Source organism: Haladaptatus sp. DYF46, from assembly GCF_021083305.1.
In the GTDB taxonomy this organism is placed as follows: domain Archaea; phylum Halobacteriota; class Halobacteria; order Halobacteriales; family Haladaptataceae; genus Haladaptatus.
In genome coordinates this window covers 12,998-34,275 of record NZ_JAJFAY010000008.1, presented here as the reverse complement: position 1 = coordinate 34,275, position 21,278 = coordinate 12,998, and the positions used below count along the sequence as shown (strand labels likewise).

Sequence of the window (21,278 nt, the reverse complement as noted above, 5' to 3'; positions counted from 1 at the left end):
TTCATTTATCAAATACACATTCACTGATGCTGACCGAATCGGAGTGATTCAAATGTCCCACAACTCAATCAACATGATGGATGAAAATTCGAATACAGACGAATTGACTGTAAGCGATCTTCACAGCTTGCTAGCGGTGGATCGACGCCGTATAGTTCTTAATATACTTACAGAAGTTACCGCCACTGTCGAACTCAAGGAATTAGCCGTGGAGGTTGCCGAGCGTGAAGACCAGTTAGATACAGCTGATGAGGATGACTTAGAGCGTGTGGCAATCGAACTTTACCACAACCATCTGCCCCGCCTTGACGATGCAGGCCTCGTCGACTATGATCCTGATGGCCATACCGTCGATCCGACTAAGTTGAGAGATTATCAGTTGGAAGATTATCTCACCGTCACTCCAGAAAGAGAGTAATTTCGATGTTCACATCTACTGTGAGGACTGCAAGGATACATAGGAGATTTCGATTATCGAGCTTCGCTAGTCGGTGCTATCCAAGAACGTCAATTGGCGTGCCATGGATAAAAAGGGCTGAAGCGTGGATTAGTTCGGCAGTTCCTTCCGTCCCGTTCTCACACACGGCCAACACGGGAGGCCACCGAGACCGTCGCAGTCACAGTTGTCTGGTTCGGACTCGTTGTCGTCCTCGGACGGGAATGCGTTGAGCGTCCCGTCGTCTGTTGCGTTTTCGACGGCGGTCATGTGTTTGCAGAAGGCGTTGCGGTGGACGTGGTGCGGGCACGTGCAGGCCATCAGGTCTTCAGTCACGTCGTCGATGGAGACGGTGTACTGGTGGTCTGCGGGCTTGTCGTAGCTCTCGTTGGTGACTTCGACCATTCCGGGGGCATCGACGTCGAAGGAAAATTGTTCGGCCTGTGCGCGTTACTGTGCCCTCTCGTCAGAACGAACAGAGACGACACCGGGTGCTATAAGAATGACAAGACGTTTAACTTCGTCGAATTGAGTGTTGGCAGACAGGACATTGCCGTTCATCCCCATCAGTTGGACAATTCGTTGCATTTCCAGTCCATCCACAGTCAGGACATTGAGCGATGTCAGTAGTCATCTCAGCATAGGCTATGCGCTCCTCCATCAACTACCTTGGTCTAAAGGGACTACTAAGTAGCTGCTCCAGCCACTAGTCCACCAATCTCTCTGGAATACATCGATTGTCAAAACACTACTAGCATACCAATGCCACTATTCGTCGTGAGAATGCCGACAGATGGTTACTGCCACTCTCCTCATCGCGAACCAAGTAGCTCACATTGGCCAGTCAGGGAGTGATGGTTGGCTATCCTGCCAGTGGACCGATTCTAATGCAGTCGGGAGTTGCTGGAGTCGGTTATCAAGGACAGTGAGAGGATGTGCATCAAGAAACGCAGCCTCATGCCGATCAACCGCTGTCTCTTCGAAATTGAGTTGAATGTGGCATGAACCCAAATCAGGGTGATCTGCGTCCTGATGGAATCCAATCATGAGGTTGCGTGTTGGTTCTATCCAGTTGATTCGATAGTACTCATGGTCGACACCGACTGGATACCAAAAGCGAAGTTCCAGCCGTGCATTCTCAACTTCGTAGGATTCACCAAGGAACGCTGCTGTATCAATATCTGCGATTACGTACCGAGGACGACGATCAGATGGCCGGTATCGGATGTCTTCGCAGCCAGCTTGTTTTGAAAGGCGGTTATGAGTTTCCCTGAGGAGTGTACGTTGGGTATACCGATCACGATTAGCGAGGAAGATCATTGATGATACAGGGAAAGAAATTAGCTTGTTGCTCGATCAACTGCGTCAGTCATCTGCTCACGAGCTATTTCAACATCAGAATAGAGCTCCAGTGCGTGCTTGATGAGTTGGCGGTCTTGCTCATTTTCACGCCAGAATCCGATCACATCACGCCGTTCGCGGAGTTCGGCACTCGACAGGTCGCTATCCGCGAGTGACTGTTCGAGTTCTTCCCACGTTTCAACAGCATACGTTGCCTGCCACGCCTCAATTTCCTCGGTGATTGCTGTTAGTTCGCTACGGAGTTCCTCGCGAGCGTTCTCTTCGATAAGGGTGCGGATCTCGTCAAAGAGTAGCCGAGTATAGTCCGGCTGATAAAGCGTGGTGTCACCAACCTCGACGCGCCGCAAGCGATCCTGGTCAACAAGGTCCTGTAGCTCTTGGTTCGTCGTGCTCCAAGCTGCATCAGCTTGCTCGCTTATCCAATTGGTCGACCGAGGCTCACGAAGCGTTTCAACCACTGAGCGGATGCGTTCGCGTGCACTCATCGTCTCGGTCCATGACGCGACACTGTTCTGTGGTGGGGTAGCCATCCTTTTCACCTCGCTACAGTGTTTGGAGCGAAGTCTCATATATGTTTGTATACTCTTGAATAATCGAGACTAACTGAGTGTCGTTGCACAAGCGTGGCAATTCGAGTAGCTATAGAAGGTAGCGGTGATATTCGAGAAAATCAGGGATGACTGAGAGCCACTGTTCAAGTGGGCTATCAAACCTCACCGAGAGCGTTCGCTGGTCGGTGATTTGTGAGAGCGTCAATTGGCGTGTCATGGATAAAAACAGCTGAAGTGGTGGTTAGTTCGGCAGTTCCGTCCGTCCCGTTCGCACGCATGGCCAACACGGGAAGCCACCGAGGCTATCGCAGTCACAGTCTTCAGGTTTGGCATCGTCGTCGTCTTCGGAAGGGAAGGCGTCGAGTGTTCCATCGTCGGTTGCGGTTTCGACGGTGGCTATGTGCTTGCAGAATGCGTTGCGGTGGACGTGGTGCGGACAGGTGTAGGCCATTAGTTCGTTGGTCACGTCGTCGATGGAGACCACGTATTGGTGCTCTGTAGGGTTCTCGTGGCTTTCGTTGGTGACGTCAACGAGTCCGGGGGTATCGACGTCGATGACGAACTATTCAGCCGATGCACATTTCAAAAATCAAGAAATCTCTTTAGATCACTCAATTATATTACCAAGTTATATTGGAGAGGAACACCCATATCTAGGTATGAGCTTCAGCAGCGATCTCGAAACAGTGGCCGACCCGATCTGGGATGCCATCGTGGCGCATCCGATAGTTGAGGAGTTAGGGGCGGGAACCCTTGATGAAGAGCCATTTAGGTATTGGGTCAGGCAAGACTACATCTACTTGATTGACTACGCACGAGTGTTCGCCCACGGTGCGACGAAGGCGCCTGATCTCGAACGGATGGGTACATTCGCCGAGCTCCTCGATTCGACGATTAACACCGAGATGGATCTACATCGCGAGTACGCGGCCGAGTTCGGCATCACAGAAAGCGATCTGGAGACTACGGATCCGTCACCCACTACGAGAGCGTACACTGACTTCCTCGTGCGCATCGCGACAACGGGGACGTTCGGTGATCTCGTGGCTGCACTCTTGCCCTGTATGTGGGGCTTCAACGAGACAGGGAAGCGACTCGCAGAGAGGGGATTTCCGGACGATGACCGGTACGCTTCGTGGATTGAGATGTACGCAGGCGATGAGTTCACGGAACTCACGACGTGGTGCAAGGAGTTGATGGACGACGTGGCCAGGGATAAAAACGAGGTCGAGCGTGAGCGTTTTCGGAACCTGTTTCGAACGTCCGCCCGCTATGAATACCGCTTCTGGGACGCCGCCTGGCGACAGGAGGAATGGTCGATATGACCCGCTGCGATGCAGACGTCGAAAGTCAACCGGGCAGCTTCGAGGAGTACGCCGAGGCACATGAGACGGCCGGATTCACCGACTGGCTTCGCGAACGTGCGCAACCGGAATGGTCGGACGCGACGTCCCATCGGTTCACACGCGAACTGGGAACCGACGACCTCGACGATGAGGTCTTCCGGCGGTATCTAGTACAGGACTACGCCTTCGTCGGGACGCTTGTCGGGGTCTTCGGACATGCCGTTGGAGACGCACCAACTATGGAATCGAAGTCACGACTCGTCGATTTTCTCGGGACGCTGACCGCCGACGAGAACGACTACTTCGAGCGCTCCTTCGAGGCACTCGACGTTCCAGAAGCTGAGTACGCTGATTCCGAATTAACCCACGAAACGCAGGCGTTCGAGGATCTCTTAGAGCGGGCCGCGAGGGAAGGCGGGTATGCCGAGACGCTCGCGGTTCTCCTTCCCGCGGAGTGGATCTACTTGGAGTGGGCCAATACCGTTGAAGGCGAGTCGCCCTCGAGATTTTACCTTGCGGAGTGGATCGACCTCCACGCCAACGAGGGGTTCGAGACCTTTGTGTCGTGGCTCCGCGACGAACTCGATCAAGAAGGCGAGGCCGCCTCACCCCGTCGTCGGCGACGTATCGAACGATTCTTCCGGCGAACGGTCTCGCTAGAGATCGCCTTTTTTGAGACGGCATACGACCCCGACGGTGCGATGGACGTCGAAGGGGGCGAGAAGTGATGGTGAGTTCTGCCGTGGCGCTTGGACTGACGATCGCGACGCTTGCGGTCTTTACCGGGATTGGGGTTTGGTTCTCGCATGGGAGGGTCGAGTCCGTAGAGGATCTCATCACTGCACGCGATTCAACTGGGGAAGGGCGGACGTCAGCCACGCTCATCGCCTCGGTCATGGGTGTCTGGATTCTGCTCTCGGCCCCAGAGGCTGGCGCCCTCTACGGAATCGCGGCCGTGGTAGGCTACGGGGTCGGTGAGGCCATTCCGATGCTCGCATACTCGAAGCTCGGCCCGCGGATCCGCGAGGTGATTCCGGAAGGTCATTCGCTCACCGAATACGCCTACGCGCGGTACGGCGGTGCGATGTACGCGTTCGTGATCGCAGTCAGCGTCCTTTATATGTTCGTGTTCCTCGCCGCGGAGCTGACCGGAATTTCGCTGGCGCTCCACCACGTAGCGGGAGTTCCTCAATGGCAGACGGCGGTTCTCGTCGGTGGATTTGTCCTGCTGTACACCGGTTACGGTGGCCTCCGGGCGAGCATCGTCACCGACACGATACAGATGTTGTTGATCCTCCCACTACTCGTCGCGAGCATCGTCACGGTCGTACTCGTGCTCGGCGGAACCGGCGGCGTTTACGAGGGGATCGTGTCTGCCGACTCCACGCTCCTTGATCCCGGGTTCGTTCCAGGGATCAGGTTCGGCGCTGCGCTGGTTTTCGCGATCCTCGGCGCGGAACTCATCAATCAAACGTGGTGGCAGCGTATTTACGCCGCTAGCGGATCCGACACGGTTGAGCGAGGGTTCCGCACCGCGACCGTCGCCAACGGCTTAGTTCTCCTCTTGGCCACGCTCCTCGGCGTCATCGCAGTCGGCAGTGCCGATATCGTCACTCAATTCGGCAGTGAGAATTATAACGCTGGAATTGCCTTTTTCGTTCTGCTCGAGGGCACCGTCGCAGAATGGGTCGTCCTCAGCGTCCTCTTGCTAGCGCTCGTGTTGGTGATGAGCACAGCCGACACTCTGTTCAATGCGTTGTCGAGCCTCGTGACGGCCGATCTCCCGCGGTTGCTCGAAAACCCGGACGACCGAACCCTGCGATTCAGTGCGCGGGCGTTTACCGTGGTCATTGCGGTCGCCGCAATCGCGGTGAGCCTTCGCGCTCAGAGTGTCCTTCGCCTCTTTTTCGTTGCCGACCTCCTCGGTGCCGCCGTCGGCTTCCCGCTCGTCTACGGCCTGTTTAGTGGCCGTCTCTCGGGTACGGGAGCCCTCCTGAGCAGTCTCGCTGGACTCGCGGCCGGGAGCGCTTACTTCCCCTTTCCGTTCGGTCTCCACGAGGTATTGGATTCGTTGCTCGGAGATGCTCTCCCAGCGGCCGACACGACGTATCTGATTCCCTTCGCCGGCGCGTTTCTCATCTCGACTGGGCTAACGTTGATTATCGCACGATTTTCGAGCGAAGAGTTCGACTTAGCTCGACTCTCCCACGAGATTCGCAGATTCGACGAACCGGCAACCGATGGCGGTTTGCCGGTGGACACGGACACTGACGTGGAGGTGAGTAAGTAATGGCAGTCATTGGTCTGATGGTTTTCGCGGTCGTTCTCTGGGGAAGTCTTCTCGGCGTTCTCCTCGTGTTCTGCTACGAGGTAGCCGTAATTACTAGGGATATCCGTCAGTCAGAGTGAGGATGAACCGCTTGGGATCACACTTCGAGACAATCGGCCTGCTCGGTCCGTAGAGTCGGTATGTATTTTATTCTCCGGTAATATCACCAAGATATGAGCGAGACACCGACTACCGTGACCACCGCGGAGGACGGAGCAGTCCGCGACTACCTCCGTGAGATGGGCCCATCGTGGGTTGCCGGGGCGATCGCCGCAGGGCCGGCGACGATGGCAAGTCTACTCACTGCGGGTGCACGCTTCAACTACGCCCTGCTTTGGGTTGTGATTCTCTCTGCGGTCGCAGGTGCACTAGCGCAGTATCTCGCAATGCGATTGGGACTCCTCACCGAGCGGGGAATCGTGGGTATCGTCGAGGAGTATCTCGGGGAGTGGTGGGCATGGATTCTCGTCATCGATGTGGTGATTGCAGCTGGTGTCGCACAGCTCGTGATCATGAACACCGTCGCTTCAGTCTCGTCGACGATAACGGGAATCGACGCCAGAATATGGGGGGGTATCTGGGCGCTGGTTCTCGCCGTCGGTCTCGCCGGGCGAGGGTATCGTTTCATCGAATTTGTTGCGAAGATCCTCGTTACCGCGGTCGTCCTCGCGTTCGTCGCATCCCTTTCCGTCGTTCCAATCGACCCAGGGAGTGCCGTTCGGGGACTTTCTCCGTCACTTCCCTCCGGCAGTGCGGTTGTGGCCGCGGGCATCCTCGGCGGTGCGGTTCACATTACACTGATCACGATGCATTCCTACACAATGCACGCTCGCGGGTGGACTGACCGTGAGTACAGCCTCGCGACCTTCGATATCATCGCCTCGATGCTCGTCGCGTTTGGCATTTACAGCGTTGCGATCTTCCTCGTTACTGCCAGTGTGCTCACCGATCCCAACCTGACGACCGTGAGCGCGGCACAGGCTCTCGGCCCGCTTGTCGGATCGAGCGCCAAGTGGCTTTTCCTCCTTGGGCTTGGTGGTGCGGCAGTCTCAACGCTCGGTGGGAACACGATCGTCCCACCGTTCCTCGTCGCTGATAAACTCGGCTGGAACACGACGGTCGAAGACTCGCGGTATCGGACACTCCTCGCCGCATTCGCGCTGCTGTCTGCTCCCGGTGCCTTCATCGGTGGGGAAGTTATCGGCCAGCTCGTGCTCGTCCTTGCGCTTGGTACAGTTGGAACGCCGTTCGCTCTCGCCATCGTCCTTTACCTCCTGAACTCCAAGGCAGTGCCAGAGTCGAACTCGACGCTCGCCAACAGTGGGGGACTCGCCTTACTTCTCGTTTCGGGGGCGCTTGCAGTGAACTTCGTTCGCGAACAGATTGCAGGCGGCATCGATTCGGCGTCGGGAATCGTCCTAGCGTTTGCCGTCATCCTCGGGATCGCGACTCTCGTCCTCCTAGGGAAATATGCCCGTGAAGAGACAGCCATCATATGACCGACCTGCCGTACCCACTCTCCGGTTCGACCCTGATTGTCGGCCCTTCTCAGACTGGGAAGACCCGTCTCACCGCCCAAACGCTCGATGCTTGGATCGAACGGAAGGGTACCGAGGGCGTAGTCGTCTTAGAATTCGCACCCGAGGTCGAACGCGACGGATGGGTGCTCGGCGGCAGGCTCGACCGCTTTACGACGATTCCTGATCGAGTATGGTACGGTGTCCTCGATGCGAATGCCCCGCGATCGGAAGGCAAGACTGAAGAAGAGATGGTCGCACTCGCCAGCGATAACGCCGAGCGAACGGAACGAATTCTCGATGAGGCTCCCGAACCCCGAGTTGTGTTCGTCAATGATTCTACCATACCGTTTCAGCACGCGAGATCTGATCTTCAAAAGTTCACGACCTATTGTGCAGACGCAGAATGCGTAGTGATGAACGCTTTTGAGAGCAATGAACTCGGGACAGACGATCCAGTCTCGCGTTGCGAACATGAGGCTCTCAAGATCCTTCATGAATGGGCCGATCGAACGATTTCACTGGGGTAGATAGACAAGATTCCTCTCATAAGTTGGTTTGATCGCCCAATATGGGAATTCCGGTCAGATCGAAGGTTGAACATTGAAGCGGAAGAGGCAGTTGTTCATCTCGCTATGGGTTCTTCGTTTCCAGTCGTTTGATGTCCCGAGCAACGACAGACAAATCGTTGTTGAACTGATGTCCACCGGTATCACACTCGTGAATGGTTGCCTGCGGAACCTTTTCCGCGTACAGTGCGAGGTGGGAAAACGGAACTATTTCATCGTCTCGGCTGTGGTAAAAAAACAGGGGTAGTTCACTTGGGAGCTTCGACGCAACGTTTTTCTCTGGTTCGTACTCGCTAACTTTCCACCCTTCAGTACCCCAGAAAGGCAATGCGATAAGGAATAGACCAGCGATAGGCACGTCTATCTTCTCTTCGGAAAGACATTTTAACAGAATCGAACCGCCCAAAGAGTGTCCGAGAAGAATCACCGCATCATCTAATGCAGCAAGTTCCGTTAGGATCTGCTGTTTCCATGCCTCGTATTCGAGATTATCTTCATTTGGCATCTGTGGATACTGCACCTCGTATGCAGCCCCCAATACATCCTGGAGATCAACTGCGAGTTTTTCATCTTCTTCGTATCCTCCAGCACCATGAATGAACAGCACTTGGTGATCCATAGCATTCCTCTCTATGGGTATCTGTTCCACCCTAATCGTCTTAGATGCGCTGGGCGACGAACATGGACTAGCTCTCTTCTGTAACGGTTAGCCAATCATTGCCAGCTTGGGATACTGATCACTCTGTATTACACGCCGAAGTAGCAATTAAAAGGGTCGAAGCGGTGATTAGTTCGGCAGTTCTTTCCGTCCCGTCCTCACGCATGGCCAGCACGGGAAGTCACCGAGGCCGTCACAGTCGCAGTCTTCGGGTTCGGCATTGTCTTCGTCCTCTGACGGGAAGGCGTCGAGCGTCCCGTCGTCAGTTGCGTTTTCGACGGCGGCCATGTGTTTGCAGAATGCGTCTCGGTGGATGTGGTGTGGGCAGGTACACGCCATCAGTTCCTCGGTCACGTCGTCGATGGAGACTGTGTACTGGTGCTCTGCGGGATTCTCGTAGCTCTCGTTGGTGACTTCAACGAGTCCGGGGGCATCGACGTCGAAAGAAAACTGTTCCCACTGTGCGCGTTTCTGTGCCGTCTCGTCAGCTTCAAGGGCTGCGGATTGTTTTGTACTCATGGTCTTTCAGCGTAGGTTTCGGAAGACCGGTGCCGGGTGTTAGAGCACCCGGCGCGTTTCTATACACGCCCGAGGGCACCGTTCTTCCTTACCAATTGATACGCACCAAATGGTAATAAAGGTTGTCCTATTGCTTCGCACCAATAGGCTTACGACGGTCGAAATACTACAGACAGATATGAGCCGAGAACGGAACCGAGATACTGGTCGATACGTCCAGACACTCACCCTCGACGCCGTCCTTCGGGCGATGCGTGAAGCTAGTGACCCGGTTGTGACGGCGAAGGAACTGAGTGAGCGACTGGATTGCTCGTCGGAAGCAGCCCGACAAAAACTCGTTCAACTACATGAGCAGGGACTGATCGAACGTCGGAAGGTTGGTGCGGGGGCAGTCATTTGGTGGATCGACGAAGATGCAGCGGAACCGAGCGGGATCAATGCAGACGATCCGTTTTGGTCGCTGAAGCCAGCTGCTGGAGAGCCGGTCGAGGAAGACGAGATCGACGATATTCTCTACGGTGGCGATGAGTGAGCAGCCACAGCCCTTGTTCATCGATACAGGGGCATTCTTTGCGTGGGTAAACACTCGTGCTGGGCGGCACGAGACTGCTCAATCCGTGTTCGATGCGCTTCGCCGTGAAGCAATTCCGTATCAGCCGTTGTTCACGAGTCGGTATGTGTTGTCGGAGTTAGCCACGCTCACCAGTCGAAAGGTCAACCACAAGACGGCGGTTGAAGTACTTCAGACGATTCGGCGCTCGGAGAGTTTCAATATTCTTCCCGTTGGAGAGGGTGTGTTTGCTGCGGCGTGTGATGAGTTCGAGCGCTATGACGACCAGCAGATCTCGTTTGTCGATCACACGAGTGCGGTGCTTGCACGTGAATATGAGATTGACCATATCTTTGCCTTTGATCGGGATTTCACGACGCTCGGGCTGACTCGTGTGCCTGCTGATATCCACTTCCCAAAGTGAGCCGTGGCTTCAGTAGTGGTGACCGGGCGAAGTGACTGCTAATTATCCCGCGAAATTGGTAGAAAGTATTACTATCGCATCGCGTGTCATTCGAACTAATGACGAACTTCGAATACCGATCACCGCGAACTCCGCTTGGCTTGCTTGTTGGAGCGTGGGCCATTTGGTCACTCTTTGAGATTTGGACGAGCGGAATCGATTGGCAGAATAGTGGTGCTATCGCAACTGTCGGAGCATTCACAGCAATCTGTCTCGGCTGTCTCGTGTGGGCCATTGGGGCAACGACTGGTGATTCGTTGGAACGACCGACTCCGTATCGACGACTCATGCAGCTCTTTGGAGCGCTTGGGATCGTATTTCTCGGTGCAATCGCACTTTCGGTACTATTCTAAAATCGAGGAGTGGTTATCGGGAAGGTGGTTTTGTCATTGGATTGCCTTGCCAGTGTCTGATTTGACTGCAATAAATCCTCCAGAGATTGCTAACATCAATCCCGTAAAAACGCCGACTATCGAGAGGGCAGTCAACTCTAAATCGTTGATAAAGAAGAGTATAAAAAGTAGTCCAAACAGTGAGATTCCTAGACCAGTTCGCTGTGAATAATTCATATTGTCTGTAACGTTGTATGAGAGTATAAGCTTCGTGTTTCAGGTTTCTAGGACGATGTTTCTCCACAAGAACAGTAATGTTGGTCAGGTTGGAAAAACGGGGATGAGCAGGCGAAGCGGTTCAGCTACGCATTCCGTTTCTCGGAACCCCCTGTCAGCGTGAGGTATGAAAAGAGAATTCCAAACCCTGCAGGAACGACAATCCCAAGCAATAGGCCACCCAGTCCTCTCCCAGCATTCATGAATCCGATGTGATAGAGGCGGGTCGCCATGTAGCCACTGAGAAGTAAAAATACAGCTGCTATGAGACCAGAAACAGCTCGTGCTGCTGGAGGGAGATAGGGCATATGTAGATTTTCTAAATAGTTTCTGATAAGGGCACTGTCTAGTTAAGCGATTCTGTTGTAGAGTGGCGTTTCAGCGTCTGTAGCGAGAGTAGCGAACGAGTTCCTTTGTCTCACCGTGATTAGATTTTCGGTGAAGCAGCCGAATTCCGTCTTCTCACAAGGCAGCCGATCTCGATGTCAAGAATGAGCCGCCTACAATCGGTGAATGAAATATCGACAATCGTGCCGATGTCGCTTGGTTTTCCTTATCTAGACAGTGCCCTGATAAGCTTTCTCACTGGGGTAGCCGGGGGGAGTCGATCATCGAGAGCAAATATTTCAGGTCGACGTTCTCCTGACTGGTGTGTTCTATCATTGTCCCCTCTACCAACTCAAAAGGAGAAGATCTTTGTTGGGAGCTTTGTGATATCGAGGTGCCTTGGTAGCTCAGTCTGGCAGAGCAACTCCTTTGTAAGGAGTCGGTCGAGAGTTCAAATCTCTCCCGAGGCTTTCGCTACAGAGTTTGAATGGGCATGTAAGAGAGGAACTTCAAGAGGATTCTTTGAAGTTAGTATGCGCTACTAACGAAAGTACATTTCAACCCTTAAATTCTTAGAGAAGGCAAAAAGACCAGCGTGGACTCATTCGTCCGGTAGTATTTTCAACAACTGCGAGGAACTAGTGAGTATGGCGACACGTACTGAATCTCGGGGTGGTCTATCGAACGGTGAACGCCCCGATACGCTGTATGCGTTCGTCGCTGGTCTCTACGTTGCCATCCTCCTTACTCCGGTCACTATCCTCGGGATTTCGACGGTTAGCGCGGACGGTGCCGCCTTGTACGTCAGTTTTCTTGTTTCTATCACCCTCTTGGGGATCATTGCCGGGTGGCTTATTTCTCACACAGCTGGACTCGCAGTTTGGCTTGGTCGCCACGACATGGTTTGGCTACTCGCCGTTATGCCGTTTGTTCCATTCGTCGGTGTTTTTGCAGCAGCAGGAATCGGAATTTCACCACCCGGTATTGCAGTTGTACTTGCAATGGTGACGATGATCGGTGGGATGTTTACGGGTCTGCCTCTTGTCACGATGAGCCGGAATAGATACACCACTGCTGCGCTTACAGGGACAACTGAAATCACAGAGTGGGAGGGGCGGTGGCCACAACGATGGCGACAGATGTCGTATGGCGCAATGATTATCGCGATTCTTGGGAGTGTCGCTGGTATCCTTGCACAAGTTGTGTTTGGCGTCGAGTGGGCGGGAGATCTATACTTGCTAATGGTGCTCTGGGCACCGCTTGCAGGAGCAGCGAACCCACGGACGTTTCGGGTTACAGATGCTGGTCTCGTTGTTGAGCGACCGATGCTGCATCGGTTCCGACCGTGGACAGCGTTCACAGGCTATTCACTCGGTGACGAGGCGTTGGTGATTCACCGAAGGGGATGGTGGCGTCAGAACCTCCGGTGTGATCGAGACGATATCGATGATATCGATGCAGTCACAGCAGCACTTGATACGGTGATGCCTGACCGTACTCAGTCGTTCTCAAAGGACATCTGATTGTCTCATTTTTTAACAGTAGCACAAAGCATATACCGAACCCCCCAAAGGACCAGATGTGGCGCGGTTGCCTCTGACACCCTGAATGGTCTCGCGTGGGTCTGGCGCCATCACTCCTGATCCACACGTCCTCTCCCCGCCACCCCTCCTTCCTGCTCGCACGCGTGCCATAGTGGCGAGCAGAAACCCTACATTCATCATGCAGACACTGACCTCCGCAAGCAATTCGGCCCCTGATCGACAGACGCGATTACAGACCGTCAAAGCAGCAGTCAACGAGGTCCGCCATGGAAAAGAGAGTACGGACGTTTAAAATAATCCGATTGATAGACATTCACAATGACGGACCTCTTCCAGAAACTCTCGGGAACACGCTCGCAACCCACACAACAGGGGATCCTATGCGATCTCGCAGGCGACTTCGGTGCACGCGTGTTCAACGTGCTCGGATCAGAAACAGCACGTCGAATCTACCTCCACTTACAGGACGAAACCGCGACGGCCTCGGAAATCGCTGAACACGCAGACACATCGATCCAGAATGCACAGTACCACCTCACGAAACTACGGGAGGCAGAGTTAGTCGAAGTTGCGGATACAGAATACTCGACGAAAGGGAGTGAGATGAATATCTATGCGGCGACCGACGACCCGCTTATTATCGTGAGTGGGTCAGAAAGCCGTCTGGAGAAAGTGCGCTCTCGACTGTCGGATCTCCTCGGAGGGATTGCTCTCTTATTGGGAGGGAGTCTGCTAGTTGAGTGGCTCACACAGGAAGACTTACTTGGAATTGGGTCTTCTTCGGCTGAACTTCTCAACCTCGCAAGCCCAACAAGCGCACCAGCTGAACCTGAGCCGTGGCTCTGGTTGCCACCAGGACTCATCTTTTTTGCTGGTGGGCTTACCGTCCTACTTGGCGTATTGGTATGGAGCGCACTGCAATCAGAATAGATCTCTTCGTCTATCTGATTTTGTTGTATGGAGGGTCGTTGGGGAGTGGGATCGGTAAAATCATGATTTGAGTGTACGGGACAGTTAATGGTAAATACAGTAACTGGTTGCCATGGGTCAATATTCACGGCGGAAATTCCTCGCTGGTGGTGGTGCTGTCATGGGTGCAGGGGTTGTTGGCTCCCAGGCAGACGAGTATACGAAGGCGCGAATTGGATCTTTTCTGTCGCCACTTCCTGGAATTCGGGCGACCGGCGAGCCATTGACTGTCCGTCAACGGGTCAAGAGTAAGAATGTTGAATACCTTCCTGAAACAGACGAAGTTCGAATTGTGATAGCACGGAATGCTGACGGCCCCGTCGCGTTTGCAACGCGATCGTTCGAATGGTGGTCTGAACTCCAGGCGGGATCGATTGCAACCCGAACAGTCCAACAGGAGATTCCACTTCGATTTGGAACGCATGAAGATATTTCATCTGGGCTAGGGTATAACGGCGGTCAGCCATACGTGGCTGTGTCTCCAACTGGTCCAACGGTAACACGCAAAAAGTTGGTAGCAAAGCTACCGAATCATGTGACCGCGACAGTCGTATTTACTGGGAAAGAATATACGACCGATATTCCCGTGATGGTAGGAAAGCGCAAAGAAATTGTCCCACTGTAGGTAGCTCTTATTGTGACGGGGCTCAGGAGAGCAGTCAGAAATAGCGAGACTCTGGATTAGTATAGGATGCTAACTTCGTGCCAACTTAGAATCTGGTAGAACGAGTGACGTCAGATCGAACTCTACTGAATGACGACGAGAAAGTACGTGGAGAGAGGCGAGTTCATTCAGGAGTGGAAGCCAGTGGATGCTTGTGGTCATGCAGCCGCTCGAACCCTATATGACGAGTGAGATCGCAGACGAACTTGGATGGTCACGACGGTCGGCCTATAACGTCCTCACTCGACTCCACGAGAGCGATGAGATTAGCAAGAAGAAGCCCGAAGCGCGTCGGGTGATCTGGATTCGGACGGAATAGCGATTGGTCGTGAAAAATAGACAGCGGAGAAGGGGCGTTGACCCATCCTTGCGATCATACACGTAGAGTTTGAGTTATCGGAGAGTCTGGGAACCCACCACTACTGACCGGACACAATTAACAAGGCGTCTTCGAACCGGCCACATTCTATACTGACTGTCAGCGGCGCTATCTTTTTCACAGCACATGAATTAAATGAAAATATGATCGCTCCAGACGATGCGTTCAAAGAATTTGCAGAAGAATTTTTCGAGAAAGAATACAAGGATGTGGTGATCTACGGCGATTTTGACGAAGACGAAGTACTCCACGAAGGGCCGATACGCATCCAAGCAAACGGCTGGATTGAACTACCGGCAGGTCGGCTCATATCGCCAACGGCAATTCACCATCTGAATATTATCGAGAAGTGAGTCAGCAACCAATCAGTGATTTGGAGACGTAAGATCAGAAGAACAGATTCAGTATGTTCTCTAACTGAAAACGAGACTGAGCGATGAGCAGGGACGATTTGCGGAGCAAACGAGTGATGACGATATTCTTCGAGTGATTCGTGCGTCCGAGTTTCCGGCGGTGACTGCTCGGTGGGTCGCGGATACGGTTGAGAATGTCGCGACCGAACATCGATACCGAGTGAACAAGTATGATATATGCAAATAAATCTTATTTTAATTGCACAAGTATACAGCCAAAAAACTGATTCAAGCGGGAGGTATAGAACCGTTTGTCGGGCCAATCACTCCATGGGTGTGGTTGAAGTGGTTAGCTCTTTCCCGACACCCGTGAGAAGCGTTCATGTGCACCCAATAATCCTCACGGGTTTTCGATACCTCCCCTATGACGAGTAGAATGGCGGCGGAGCTTGAGTGATCACGTCAGACGAAGTTTGAGGTTTTCGTCGATTGGCACCGTCGAGAATCACGGTTGGAGTTTGATTTTGAGAGATTGGTCAGAAGGTCTTTTTCCGGTTCGTTCATTGGTTGCAGTGGCCCGAGGAAACTCGGCCACCACTCCTGTTGAAGCGAAGTCAGGGGACGGCCTCCCTCGACAGGGTCTCTATGAACGCAGCTCAGGTCAACTACCCAACTATCATCCAACCCGCAACATCTCGAATTCCGGTCTATAGGGGGCATGATCCCGCTGCCATGCTCCCATCATAGGCCTCTCGGGGCGGGATTTCCGTTCAAGAGAATGTAAAAGACACTACCAGCGGCAAGGACGAATTCGAGTTGGTAGGTGAAAACATAGATTCATGAAACAGATCACCGAAAAAGAGTTTCAACTAGGTCGAATTCGTCCATAGCATCGAAGCTCTCGAATGCGAGGACAACATCGACATCGCTCTCTTGTGTGACTTCCTTCGTCGGGTTCACAAAACTTCCCGTGAGCCACGCACTGCAAAGGCGATCCTCGTTGACTTCGAGTGCATCTCTGAACTGTGGCCACATTGGTTTGCTTTGGAGATTGCCCATTACAGTGGAGTATCGGTAATTGGTTACTGTGATACCGGAACCAAGTCGCGGTGCCGGAACCAGATATCGATTTCCTCGCTATCGGTTTCGATGCGATAGCTGTAGGGGCCTAGTTCGCGCCCAGTCTCGTCTCCGAGAGTGTCCTACAGGACATCCGTGATGGTGCCTTCTTTCCCGTGGTGTTCGCTATCGGGGTCAGTCTCTGAGATTTCGTCGGGGGTGAGGTCCGTGGTAGTGGTGGATGTGTCAGATTCCATAGCTGCTCACATGCAACGATAATGAACTGAGACGACTATAATATTACGGTTGGGTCCAAGTGTATTAGCAACTCCCGACTGCTGTGCATGAAGCGGAAACAAACGCTAAAAAATAACGCCATGGGAGGATCCCCACAGTTCTATCAGAAACTGGAAAAGAGAGTGCGCGACACACCGCGGAGGACAACCACCCCCGATCCAGAGAAGAAAAAACAGACCATGACCAGCAGTGGGCACCCCAGTGGGCGCCAGAGACTGCACCCCCAATATGTCACAATACAGAAATAGACAACACTGGCGCACAAAGGGCACCCCAGAGGGCGACACAGAGCCAAGCAGATCCCACGAGAAGCGGCAGACACAACACACCGACACAGAGGACAGTCCACCAAGCAGATCCACCACAGGAAAACAGAGCGGCAGCACTGGGACAGTCCACCTGAGGTCACGCGAGGAATATAGGGAGCGAAACTGTGGGACAGTCAGGCCATGGCGGACCCAGCAGGGAACAGACTAGCGAACAGGGGACAGTCCACGAATGCGACCAGCGAGCCCGCAAAGAAGAGCGGACTTCCAACAGAAACGAACAGCACTGGCGGCAAGCCGCCGTGAACAGTACCGAGTAGTAGGACCGGACAGCAGGAAGACTGTAACAGGACAGCACCAGCACCGCGACAGCACCCCTGAAACCGAGTGACGGCCAGCACAGACGAGAATGGCCGGGATACCCTTGAAAAGAGACGTGAGGAGGCTACTGGACAGTCTGGCCTGCCGAGACACAGTAAGAATGCCGCAAAACAACAATGTGGGGTGCCAACCTCTCCACCCGAACAGAGGGGGTGCCGCTATGCGCGACACACAGCAACTCACGGTGAGAGATAGGCTGGGGTGCCAGCACGAGCACACACTGTCCGAGTACCGGTGTGACCGCATCATCTGGGTGCCACCCTAAGCGCACCAGTGGGGTGCCGTCTTCTGCGAGACACCGCAGTTTCATTGAAATGACCCGCGCCAGCGGGAGAGGACCAGCACGTGGGACTGTCCACGAGCGACAAACTACCGTATCCGCCGGCCACCGACAGGGGGACTGTCAATTTTGGCAACCAGCACGTCCTGGACTCCAGCGGTGTCCCCCTGGGGGACTGTCTACCCTGCCGAAGCAAGTGGGCGTCGAGCAGCGACAGCACGAGGGACTGTCTGTGAGGACACTCCACAATTGCCAGTATCAGCAGGAACGACTGTCCGCCGCCAGATCCCACACTGACTATCAGAAGTGAGCTCCGTTTTGGAGGACTGTCACTGAGAGCGGACCGGCCACGAGAGACAGTGAGCCCCCTGTAGGCACCCAGATTACTACGGAAATGTGGTGTCTTCCGATGAGAAATTCGACTGTCAATCTGTCCGAGACAGGCCGACTGTCCCACCGGTGTCAGTAGTGGCGGGCATTCGGCCGAGCGGTCCGCTGCGGAGCGTTCGGCTCGGCATGCTTCCAGTCGCTCCAAATCAGCTGATTCCCAGAAAAAGGACGTTCGCTGCTAGAGCAGAATGTCACCCTTTGGACTCCATAGTGAACGTTAGATATAGAGCGTTCACATGCCATTAGATCTCTGGATTTATCTCACCAGAAGTCCAAAGACAGCACATGTCTGACGAAGAGGACGACCAAATAGATTTGAATAAGATGGCTCTAGGGATTGCGTTCGGACCTCTAATAGGAGTCGTTCTTGGGCTTGCACTGAATAATATCGGGATTGGTATTTCGATTGGTTTGGGTCTCGGTACCATTCTCGGTGTAGTGTGGGGCCTACTGTAGTGAACTGCCATGCGCGAACTTGAACAGCTGACGCTGTACTCGCAAGTATTTGTACCGGCTGATTCAAGCAGAACGAGTTGAAACCAACGCTCTGAGAATCTTTCTATGACACGTTCCGTTCAATGACTATCGGGGCAGCACTTGCCCCAGCTGGGTTACTCGTAGCACTCGGTTCCTCGGTCGTTCAGCAGATACGGCAGACCATATGCAACACCTCGATCAGCCGTCAGTATTCTCTATCCCGAATATTGAACTAACCAGAGTAACGACAGCAGATATGTTCCGAACAGTCCCTATCCTCACACTCGTTGTGATCGTTACCCTTGCTGGCTGTCTCGGCGGGCTTGGCTTCAGTGACAGTAGTGATGATACCACAACCATCACCGAACCACAGCCGCACACAGAAACACCAACAACAACGACAGTCCCGATGACGAGCAGCACCACCTCCACGACAACAACCACACAGTCGACCAATATGACGGCTACACCAACCACCACGAGGACAACAGTCGAACCGACCACGACGCGCGTCCCAACCCAGACCACCGCCCGAATCGACGCCCCCGAAAGCGGCCAGCGCTTCGAAGCGCGAGTAACGAAAATCGTCGATCCGACAACAATCACAATCGAACGCGACGGCAAGAACAAGACGGTTGATCTGCTCGGTGTACGCGTCCCGAAGAACGGTCTGTACCACACGCGAGCGCTCCAAACTACTAAAGCCCAACTGGAGTACAGCACCGTCACACTCGTCACAGACCCACAGGTAGGAAGCAGCAGTGACGGCCACCCACAAATGTACGTCTATACGGGGGAATGGCTGTATAACACCCAGTTGCTCCGGTCAGGCTATGCGCGAGTGGCAGACGGCGAGTTCAGTAAGCGAGCGGAATTCGAGCGAAAGCAACAGGAAGCCAGGCACGGCGGCTATGGCCTGTGGAAGAATACGACGACAACAGCCTAATTCTCTCATTCGACGCGATAGTCAGCACCATCAACGGATGTTCGTTTCATTGAAAATAGATACTAACGGTGGAGAAGAGGTCATCAATGAGCTTTGCAAAGCCGAGAATAGAGAACCGTTACCAAGACAAAGCTTACGCCATGTTGGATATATGTATGAGATAGAGGAATGGAACAAACACGCCGGAGAATTCTCCAAACAGGTACAGGTGGAATCGTCACCGGTCTTGCTGGCTGCAGCAGTTTCAAACGAACGCTGTTGGGCCATCAGTTGGCCCATCAAGTGACAGTCATAAACGTTCGGTACTCACCACTTCGTCTGGATCTTCTCGTGCAGGACGACTCCGGGAAAACCCTACTAAAAGAACGCTTCCGGATCGCCTACGATCATGCCCAGACCAGTACGCCGTTTCGTGGAACACCAGCGAAGATTCAGATGGACATTAAGGGGGAGGAGCATCAAACATACGAGTGGCCCCAACCACAACAAGGCAAATGCCCGGGAAAAGCTGAGTCAACGACAACGGTCTCGTTCATGGCCGAGAAAACGTACGTACAGAGCACTTGCGAGACGATTACGACACGCTGAAAAGCCATTCCGAGAATCGCGGACCATCACGTTAGTCGAACGCTTCCTCCATACGTTGATGCATCTGTGGCGCGTATCTGAGCTATGTGTGGGCGAACCGCGCTCTTCATCCAGCAACAAGACCTCGAAGACCGCTTTGATGCTCAGATTGTCACCGATGGCGGGTACACACCGCGATACAACATCGCTCCCGGTGAACCCTTAGAGGTCATTACGAATGAAGCACCTGACGAGATTGACCAGTACCACTGGGGATTGATACCGTTCTGGGCAGATAAACCCGGAGAAGGGATCATCAACGCTCGCTCCGAAACAGCAGGTGAGAAACGCGTCTTTCAGAATGCGTGGAACTCACGGCCGTGCTTGGTCCTCTCATCCGGATTTTACGAGTGGCAGCAACAGAATGGTGGCCCAAAACAACCGTATCGTGTGTATCGCGAGGACTCTCCAGCGTTCGCGATGGCTGGCCTCTGGGAAGTCTGGGAAAGTGCCGAGCAGGCGATTCCATGTGTGACGGTTCTAACGACCGAACCTAACGACGTGATGAAGCCAATCCACAATCGAATGCCCGTGGTGCTATCGAGTGAGGACGAAGATCAGTGGCTTTCGGCCGGACCAGACGAACGTGAGGCGTTGTGCCAGCCATATTCTCGTGATGATTTGGCTGCCTATGAGATCTCGACGCGAGTCAACAACCCCAGTCACGACGATCCGTTGGTTATTGAGCCAGATGAACATGAACAATCGGGACTTAGTGAATTTACCTCAGAGTGAATGGGTGGGGAAGAAGGTTGATCCGCCGCGGCTACGCTCGCGTATCAGACGGTCAGTTCAGCAAACGCCAGAAATTCATGCGTATACAGCAGCAGGCCAAACAGTGTGGCTCCGGTCGCTGGAATACGACTACTGCAGCAAGAATATACGCGTGCGAATATACGAAAGAGTACAGACGATAGTAATGGAGAGATAAAGGAACAACATCTGACGGAGAGGATTAGCGAATTTTCTGCTCATACTCGCTGATTTTGGTAGCTTGTTCTTGGATCGCATCGACTTCCCTGACGGCATCGACCTTATTATTGTACGCATAGGTTTGGAATGCTCGTCCAGACCCCTCGATGTCTGCTTCGAAGTTCTCCCAATGGTCTTGTGCATGATCAACGAGGCTTCGGAAAAGAATTTCCAGCCCTGCGATCTGCTGCCAGAGATCCCAGCCGAGTATGTCACTGAAATCCATTGTATCTAACAATTCGAGAGAGAAGAGTAAAAAGATATGGGTGGACTGGAAGCCCAACTGCTGATTACCGGCGGTTCGGTGGTACAGACCAATCGATACAGGAAACCCGATTGGAAATGGCGGTGGTGCCTCCATTCGACGCGGTACTCAGCACCAAACATCTACTGCCGGTTGTAATTGAAGGCGGTAGAAGTCGGCTTTTGGCATAAGAGA

At 53.6% G+C, this 21,278-nt stretch carries 23 protein-coding genes and 1 tRNA gene; 17 read left to right on the top strand and 7 right to left on the bottom strand.

Going from position 1 to position 21,278, the window contains the following annotated elements; translation table 11 throughout:
* The first annotated feature begins 52 nt into the window (after window positions 1–52).
* On the top strand, window positions 53–418 hold the full coding sequence (locus LJF34_RS24635; RefSeq protein ID WP_231188635.1) for a hypothetical protein: 366 nt from the start codon (window positions 53–55) through the stop codon (window positions 416–418).
* Between the two features lie 129 nt (window positions 419–547).
* Here LJF34_RS24635 and LJF34_RS24630 read toward each other — a convergent pair whose 3' ends face one another.
* The 3 genes from LJF34_RS24630 to LJF34_RS24620 form a co-directional block, all read right to left on the bottom strand.
* Window positions 548–841, bottom strand: coding sequence for an SWIM zinc finger family protein (locus LJF34_RS24630; RefSeq protein WP_231188634.1), 294 nt, complete (start codon window positions 839–841; stop codon window positions 548–550).
* Between the two features lie 935 nt (window positions 842–1,776).
* Window positions 1,777–2,328 carry a hypothetical protein gene (locus LJF34_RS24625; protein WP_231188631.1) on the bottom strand — a complete coding sequence of 184 codons (552 nt, stop codon included), beginning with the start codon at window positions 2,326–2,328 and terminating at the stop codon, window positions 1,777–1,779.
* A gap of 262 nt (window positions 2,329–2,590) precedes the next feature.
* Entirely contained in the window at window positions 2,591–2,815 is a 225-nt protein-coding gene (locus LJF34_RS24620) for an SWIM zinc finger family protein (protein WP_231188629.1), read from the bottom strand.
* Between the two features lie 193 nt (window positions 2,816–3,008).
* Between LJF34_RS24620 and tenA the strand changes: the two genes are divergently transcribed.
* The 5 genes from tenA to LJF34_RS24595 all read left to right on the top strand — a co-directional run bounded on the left by tenA (window position 3,009) and on the right by LJF34_RS24595 (window position 8,071).
* The gene (gene tenA / locus LJF34_RS24615; RefSeq protein WP_231188627.1) at window positions 3,009–3,674 is read left to right on the top strand and encodes a thiaminase II; all 666 of its coding nucleotides are present in this window, start codon (window positions 3,009–3,011) and stop codon (window positions 3,672–3,674) included.
* Window positions 3,671–4,423, top strand: coding sequence for a TenA family protein (locus LJF34_RS24610; protein WP_231188625.1), 753 nt, complete (start codon window positions 3,671–3,673; stop codon window positions 4,421–4,423). The genes tenA and LJF34_RS24610 overlap by 4 nt, the downstream gene beginning before the upstream one ends.
* Entirely contained in the window at window positions 4,423–5,985 is a 1,563-nt protein-coding gene (locus LJF34_RS24605) for a sodium:proline symporter (protein WP_231188624.1), read from the top strand. The genes LJF34_RS24610 and LJF34_RS24605 overlap by 1 nt, the downstream gene beginning before the upstream one ends.
* A gap of 212 nt (window positions 5,986–6,197) precedes the next feature.
* Window positions 6,198–7,523 (top strand): divalent metal cation transporter, encoded by a 1,326-nt coding sequence (locus tag LJF34_RS24600; RefSeq protein ID WP_231188622.1) that lies wholly within the window; start codon window positions 6,198–6,200, stop codon window positions 7,521–7,523.
* The gene (locus LJF34_RS24595; protein ID WP_231188620.1) at window positions 7,520–8,071 is read left to right on the top strand and encodes a hypothetical protein; all 552 of its coding nucleotides are present in this window, start codon (window positions 7,520–7,522) and stop codon (window positions 8,069–8,071) included. Before LJF34_RS24600 ends, LJF34_RS24595 begins: the two co-directional genes overlap by 4 nt.
* A 103-nt stretch (window positions 8,072–8,174) precedes the next feature.
* On the opposite strand, the gene LJF34_RS24590 is transcribed toward LJF34_RS24595, so the two are convergent.
* A complete protein-coding gene (locus tag LJF34_RS24590) occupies window positions 8,175–8,759 on the bottom strand; it encodes an alpha/beta fold hydrolase (protein ID WP_231188619.1) in 585 nt (194 codons plus the stop codon).
* A 138-nt stretch (window positions 8,760–8,897) separates the two neighbouring features.
* Window positions 8,898–9,287, bottom strand: coding sequence for an SWIM zinc finger family protein (locus LJF34_RS24585; RefSeq protein WP_231188616.1), 390 nt, complete (start codon window positions 9,285–9,287; stop codon window positions 8,898–8,900).
* A 178-nt stretch (window positions 9,288–9,465) separates the two neighbouring features.
* Between LJF34_RS24585 and LJF34_RS24580 the strand changes: the two genes are divergently transcribed.
* The 9 genes from LJF34_RS24580 to LJF34_RS24540 all read left to right on the top strand — a co-directional run bounded on the left by LJF34_RS24580 (window position 9,466) and on the right by LJF34_RS24540 (window position 18,273).
* Entirely contained in the window at window positions 9,466–9,819 is a 354-nt protein-coding gene (locus LJF34_RS24580; protein ID WP_231188615.1) for an HTH domain-containing protein, read from the top strand.
* Window positions 9,812–10,261: a PIN domain-containing protein gene (locus LJF34_RS24575; RefSeq protein WP_231188614.1), complete on the top strand. Its 450-nt coding sequence runs from the start codon at window positions 9,812–9,814 to the stop codon at window positions 10,259–10,261. The genes LJF34_RS24580 and LJF34_RS24575 overlap by 8 nt, the downstream gene beginning before the upstream one ends.
* Before the next feature lie 1,370 nt (window positions 10,262–11,631).
* A tRNA-Thr gene (locus tag LJF34_RS24570) sits at window positions 11,632–11,705 on the top strand.
* 177 nt (window positions 11,706–11,882) lie between these two features.
* Window positions 11,883–12,758 (top strand): hypothetical protein, encoded by an 876-nt coding sequence (locus LJF34_RS24565; RefSeq protein ID WP_231188613.1) that lies wholly within the window; start codon window positions 11,883–11,885, stop codon window positions 12,756–12,758.
* Window positions 12,759–13,097: 339 nt separating this feature from the next.
* Window positions 13,098–13,709: a helix-turn-helix domain-containing protein gene (locus LJF34_RS24560; protein ID WP_231188612.1), complete on the top strand. Its 612-nt coding sequence runs from the start codon at window positions 13,098–13,100 to the stop codon at window positions 13,707–13,709.
* Between the two features lie 112 nt (window positions 13,710–13,821).
* On the top strand, window positions 13,822–14,373 hold the full coding sequence (locus LJF34_RS24555) for a hypothetical protein (RefSeq protein ID WP_231188611.1): 552 nt from the start codon (window positions 13,822–13,824) through the stop codon (window positions 14,371–14,373).
* Between the two features lie 220 nt (window positions 14,374–14,593).
* Window positions 14,594–14,731: a hypothetical protein gene (locus LJF34_RS24550; RefSeq protein WP_231188610.1), complete on the top strand. Its 138-nt coding sequence runs from the start codon at window positions 14,594–14,596 to the stop codon at window positions 14,729–14,731.
* 203 nt (window positions 14,732–14,934) lie between these two features.
* On the top strand, window positions 14,935–15,144 hold the full coding sequence (locus tag LJF34_RS24545; RefSeq protein WP_231188609.1) for a hypothetical protein: 210 nt from the start codon (window positions 14,935–14,937) through the stop codon (window positions 15,142–15,144).
* Between the two features lie 2,958 nt (window positions 15,145–18,102).
* The gene (locus tag LJF34_RS24540) at window positions 18,103–18,273 is read left to right on the top strand and encodes a hypothetical protein (protein WP_231188606.1); all 171 of its coding nucleotides are present in this window, start codon (window positions 18,103–18,105) and stop codon (window positions 18,271–18,273) included.
* Between the two features lie 219 nt (window positions 18,274–18,492).
* Here LJF34_RS24540 and LJF34_RS24535 read toward each other — a convergent pair whose 3' ends face one another.
* Window positions 18,493–18,738: a hypothetical protein gene (locus LJF34_RS24535; protein ID WP_231188604.1), complete on the bottom strand. Its 246-nt coding sequence runs from the start codon at window positions 18,736–18,738 to the stop codon at window positions 18,493–18,495.
* Window positions 18,739–18,751: 13 nt separating this feature from the next.
* Here LJF34_RS24535 and LJF34_RS24530 point away from each other — a divergent pair, with 13 nt between their 5' ends.
* Both LJF34_RS24530 and LJF34_RS24525 read left to right on the top strand, forming a co-directional pair.
* Window positions 18,752–19,240, top strand: coding sequence for a thermonuclease family protein (locus LJF34_RS24530; RefSeq protein WP_231188602.1), 489 nt, complete (start codon window positions 18,752–18,754; stop codon window positions 19,238–19,240).
* 672 nt (window positions 19,241–19,912) lie between these two features.
* The gene (locus LJF34_RS24525) at window positions 19,913–20,602 is read left to right on the top strand and encodes an SOS response-associated peptidase (RefSeq protein WP_231188601.1); all 690 of its coding nucleotides are present in this window, start codon (window positions 19,913–19,915) and stop codon (window positions 20,600–20,602) included.
* 220 nt (window positions 20,603–20,822) lie between these two features.
* Here the strand turns inward: LJF34_RS24525 and LJF34_RS24520 are convergent, their stop codons facing one another.
* Window positions 20,823–21,200, bottom strand: a complete 378-nt coding sequence (locus LJF34_RS24520; RefSeq protein WP_231188599.1) for a hypothetical protein — start codon at window positions 21,198–21,200, stop codon at window positions 20,823–20,825.
* Window positions 21,201–21,278: the final 78 nt, after the last annotated feature.